Annotated in this window: 4 protein-coding genes; all 4 read right to left on the minus strand. The window is 68.8% G+C overall.

What is annotated here, in order from left to right:
• Positions 1–214: 214 nt before the first annotated feature.
• Positions 215–532 (minus strand): type II toxin-antitoxin system RelE/ParE family toxin, encoded by a 318-nt coding sequence (locus tag H0W38_RS17370; protein WP_292456386.1) that lies wholly within the window; start codon positions 530–532, stop codon positions 215–217.
• A complete protein-coding gene (locus H0W38_RS17375; protein WP_292456388.1) occupies positions 529–810 on the minus strand; it encodes a YlcI/YnfO family protein in 282 nt (93 codons plus the stop codon). Before H0W38_RS17375 ends, H0W38_RS17370 begins: the two co-directional genes overlap by 4 nt.
• Before the next feature lie 79 nt (positions 811–889).
• A complete protein-coding gene (locus H0W38_RS17380; protein WP_292456391.1) occupies positions 890–1,573 on the minus strand; it encodes a hypothetical protein in 684 nt (227 codons plus the stop codon).
• Positions 1,573–4,394, minus strand: a 2,822-nt coding sequence (locus H0W38_RS17385) for a putative maltokinase (RefSeq protein ID WP_292456394.1), incomplete at its 5' end; no start/stop codon positions are given. The genes H0W38_RS17385 and H0W38_RS17380, both read right to left, overlap by 1 nt.

Here is a 4,394-nt window from a genome sequence, read left to right on the forward strand (position 1 = left end):
ACGCAGACACGAGCCCGAGCAGCACAGCGCAGTCGGCCCGCAGGGCCGACCGCCACACCGGCGCGCCGCCGCACAACCGCCCACGGCTTTGCCCACACCGAGCGCCAGCACAGCGGTCCAGCCGAACGTCCGCCACGGGCCGGTTGCAGACTTTCGCCCTTGTCTGCGTTCGCGCCGAGGATCGCCCCGAGCGCGGTGGAGCAACTGATACGAATCAGTGATAGTCCTCTTCGAGTTGGTGGCGCACGGCTGCGATCACCACCTCGCAGACGCCCTCGATCTCGAAGAGTGCGACGTAGCCTGATCTCCCGAAGGGAATGATCAACTCGCGCAGGAAAGGACTCTGCCCGGCCTTGCGACAAGTGAAGGGCGAGGTCTTCAGCGTGGCGATGCCCGCTCCAATGGCCGCCAGGGCATGCTCGGCCAGTTTCAGGTCACCGCCCTCGCGGGCGAGCTCCCTGTCGAGAACGAAGTCGAACAAGCGTTCCAGGTCCGCCTCGGCGTCGAGGGTCAGGCGAACCCGGAAGATCACTTCCGGGCCGTCGGCTTACGAGCGCGCGCCTCTTCCAGTTTGCGCTGCAGTTCGCCGATCACGACATTGGCATCGACGTACTCTCCTGTGCGACGGGCATCGTCCAGTGAGCGCAGGCCCCGCGCAATGAACTCCGCCTGGACGCGTCGGCGCTGCACGCTCGCCCGGACGGAGGCCTCGACGAACTCGGAGAGCGTTTCACCCTCGCCGAGCAGCGACTCGACCTCGGCCCGCAACTCGGGCTCGACGCGCACGGACGGGATGGTGGTGGTCTTCATGCTCAGAATGTAGCGCGTTTGCGCTGCATTGGCGAAATTGTCGCCGCATGGCCAGGAGCGCCTGCGGTGTCCCGCTGGTTCAGCGCAGATCGTCTTCCTTGACCGTGGGCCACCAGCGCTCCAGCCGAGCCGCCGCCCACTCGCGCCCGCCCAGGCCGAAAGCCAGCGCCAGCGCGAGGACCAGGCCGGCGAGCAGGATCAGGTAGGTCTGCACGAGGAAGGCGCCGCCGATGTCGATCTCGTCGAGCGCGATCATGACAACGAAGGTCAGGATCGCGTAGCGGGCGAGCCGGCCCAGGGTATCGGCGTCGCGCACGCCGATGCCGCGGCAATAGGTGACGACCGCGTTGCCGACGAAGCGCGCGAAGTAGGCGCCGAAGGCGAGCACCAGCAGCGCGACGATGACGCGCGGCACGAACAGCATCACGCGCCCGAGCAGCTCGGTCACGTACTGCAGGCCCAGGCCGTTGAACGCGACGATCAGCGCGGCGAGGATGACCACCCAGTACACCAGCGCCCCGAACAGCCGCGTGGTGTCGAACTCCGCGCCGCTGAGCTGCAGGAAGCCGTCCATCCCGGAGCGCTTGGTGACGATGTGGAAGTTGACCGCACGCAGGCCCTTCTCGATCGCGAAGCGCGCCGCCTTGGCGAACAGGAAGCCGGCCAGCAGGATCAGCAGGGCCAGCCCCAGCCGCGGCAGGAAGGCGCCGATCTGGATCAGGAAGGCCCGGGCGGGCTCGAGCATCATGTCGACGTTTTCCATCAGTTCTCCTGTGCGCCGTGGCGCTCGCTGCCGCCCATCAGCGCGGCAATGCCCTGCAGAGGTATGCGCACCCAGTCCGGGCGATTGTCGATTTCGTAGCGCAGCTCGTACAGCGCCTTGTGCAGCTCGAACAGGCCGAGCAGCCCCTGCCCCGGCACCAGCTCGTCGAACAGGCCGGCGCCGGCCGCCCGCTCCTCGTAGGCGCGCAGGAAAGCGGCACGAACCTGCGTTTCCCACTCGCGCGCCAGCGGCAGCAGCGCGTCGCGCTCATCGTCGTTGTGCACGATGTCCTTCAGGGCGCTGGCGCCGGCGTAGCCGAAGGAGCGCAGCATGCCGGCCACGTCGCGCAGCGGCGAATGCTTGGCGCGCCGCTCCTCGAAGCTGCGCCCGGGCTCGCCTTCGAAGTCGATGATGACGACGTCGTTCCTGGCGATCAGCACCTGCGCGAGGTGGTAGTCGCCGTGATAGCGCGTCTTCAGGGCGCGCTGCGGCACGGCGGCCGACTGCGAGATGCGCTGCTCGATCCGCGCGCGCATCGCCAGCACCGCCTGCGCCTCCTCGAGCGCAAGTCCGTCGAGCCGGTCGAGCCCGGCCTGCAGAACGTCGAGCGTGCGGCGCGCCTCGCCGCCGAGCTGTGCCACGTAGGCCTGGACGTCGGCCGCGTCCAGCGGCTCCGGCTCGAAGGCCGGATCTCCCGTGCGCATCGCAAAGGCGAGGTGCAGCTCGGCCGTTCGCCGGCCCAGGGTCTGCATCAGCTCGAGGTAGGCGCCGTGCACGTCGGGCGGCATGGGCTCGACGGTGTCGCGCGCCTGTTCGAAGTGGCGGATCAGGTAATCCTGCGTGTAGTCCCAGCCGTCGCCCTGGTTCGGCACATAGGCCTGCACCATCGCCAGCGTGGTCCTCGCCCCATCGGTCGCACGGTGCTCGACCACGCCGGCCACCGGCACGCAATGCGCAAAGTTGGCCACTTCGGTGAGGTAGCGACCGATCTCGTACTCCGGGTTGACGCCCGTGCGCAGCCGCCGGTAGCCCTTGACGAAGAGCCGCTCGCCGAGCAGGACGAGGGTGTTGCTGCTCTGGGCGCGGGGCCGCCCGACGGGCAGCGAATGCAGGTCCTCGCCTGCCAGTTCGCGGAAGGCTGAGGTCGGTGTGAAGTGGATCCGGCCGCGCGCCGCGGGCAGCTCCTTGCGCGCAGCGATCGCCCGCACCAGCGCATGGCAGAACTGCTCGTCGGCGAATGCGTCGCCGATCACGCCCATGTCGGCCTGCTGCCGCACCCGCGCCACCGCGCCCGTCGCGGCCGACAGGCCCCGCGCGCGCTCTTCCTCCTGCTCTTCCCAGGCCATCGCCAGCGGGGCGAAATACGTGGCGGCTTCGCTCGGCCCCTCGACCTCGAGCAGCGCGAGCAGCCAGCCGTTGGCCGCGTCGTCCTCCCACAGTGCGTGCTCCGCGATGCGCGCGCGCTGCAGCGTCGCGCCCTTGGACGCATACCAGCGCTGCGTCTCGATGTAGCGCGGCAGCGTGTCGGTCTCGAACTGCGCACGCGTCTTCACCGCCATGCCGATGCGCCACGGCACGACCTGCTCGCGGAACAGGCTGTTCCAGCCGTCGAACAGCACCAGCACCGGGCGGTCCTCGGCAGGCAGGAACTCCTCGTGCCAGCTCGGCGCCTCGGCGTCGGTGGCGAGGCGAAACCAGTAGAAGCCGTGGGCCGGCAAGGTCAGCAGATAGGGCAGCTCGCCGATCGGCGGGAAGGCCGCGCGGCCGAGCAGCTCGACCGGCACGCGGCCCTTGAAGCGCCCGAGGTTCAGGGCCACCGGCTGCGCCGAGCGCGCCAGGTTGGCCACGCACAGGATCGCCTCGTCGGCGTACTCGCGCAGGTAGGCGAGCACCTTGCGGTTGCCGGGCGAGAGGAAAACGAGCTGGCCGCGGCCGAAGGCGCGGCTCGTGTTGCGCACGGCGAGCATGCGGCGCATCCAGTGCAGCAGCGACGACGGGTCGCGCAGTTGCGACTCGACGTTGACCGCCTCGAAGCCGTAGATCGGGTCCATGATCGGCGGCAGGTACAGGCGCTGCGGGTCGGCGCGCGAGAAGCCGGCGTTGCGGTCCGGGCTCCACTGCATGGGCGTGCGCACGCCGTTGCGGTCGCCGATGAACACGTTGTCGCCCATGCCGAGCTCGTCGCCGTAGTAGATGATGGGCGAGCCGGGCATCGAGAGCAGCAGGCTGTTCATCAGCTTGATGCGCTCCATGTCGTTGTCCATCAGCGGCGCGAGCCGCCGGCGGATGCCGAGGTTGATGCGCGCACGCGGGTCGGCCGCGTACGTGCTGTACATGTAGTCGCGCTCCTTGCTGGTCACCATCTCGAGCGTCAGCTCGTCGTGGTTGCGCAGGAAGATCGCCCACTGGCAGCCCTCGGGGATGTCGGGGGTCTGCTTCATGATCTCGACGACGGGGAAGCGGTCCTCCTGCGCGATGGCCATGTAGATGCGCGGCATCAGCGGGAAGTGGTAGGCCGCGTGGCACTCGTCGCCTTCGCCGAAATAGTCGCGCACGTCCTCGGGCCACTGGTTGGCCTCGGCGAGCAGGAAGCGGTTCTTGTAGCTCGCGTCGATCGCCGCGCGCAACTGCTTGATGACGGCGTGCGTCTCGGGCAGGTTCTCGTTGTTGGTGCCGTCGCGCTCGATGAGATAGGGAATCGCATCGAGCCGGAAGCCATCGACCCCCATGTCGAGCCAGAAGCGCATGGTGCCGAACATGGCCTCGAGCACCTTGGGGTTGTCGAAGTTGAGGTCGGGCTGGTGGCTGAAGAAGCGGTGCC

Source organism: Methylibium sp. (assembly GCF_013817365.1).
Taxonomy (GTDB): Bacteria; Pseudomonadota; Gammaproteobacteria; order Burkholderiales; family Burkholderiaceae_C; genus Methylibium.

Bases quoted from the DNA above. Each gene is read 5' to 3' on its own strand.
- H0W38_RS17375 (WP_292456388.1), bottom strand. From the start codon at position 810: ATGAAGACCACCACCATCCCGTCCGTGCGCGTCGAGCCCGAGTTGCGG.
- H0W38_RS17380 (WP_292456391.1), bottom strand. From the start codon at position 1,573: ATGGAAAACGTCGACATGATGCTCGAGCCCGCCCGGGCCTTCCTGATC.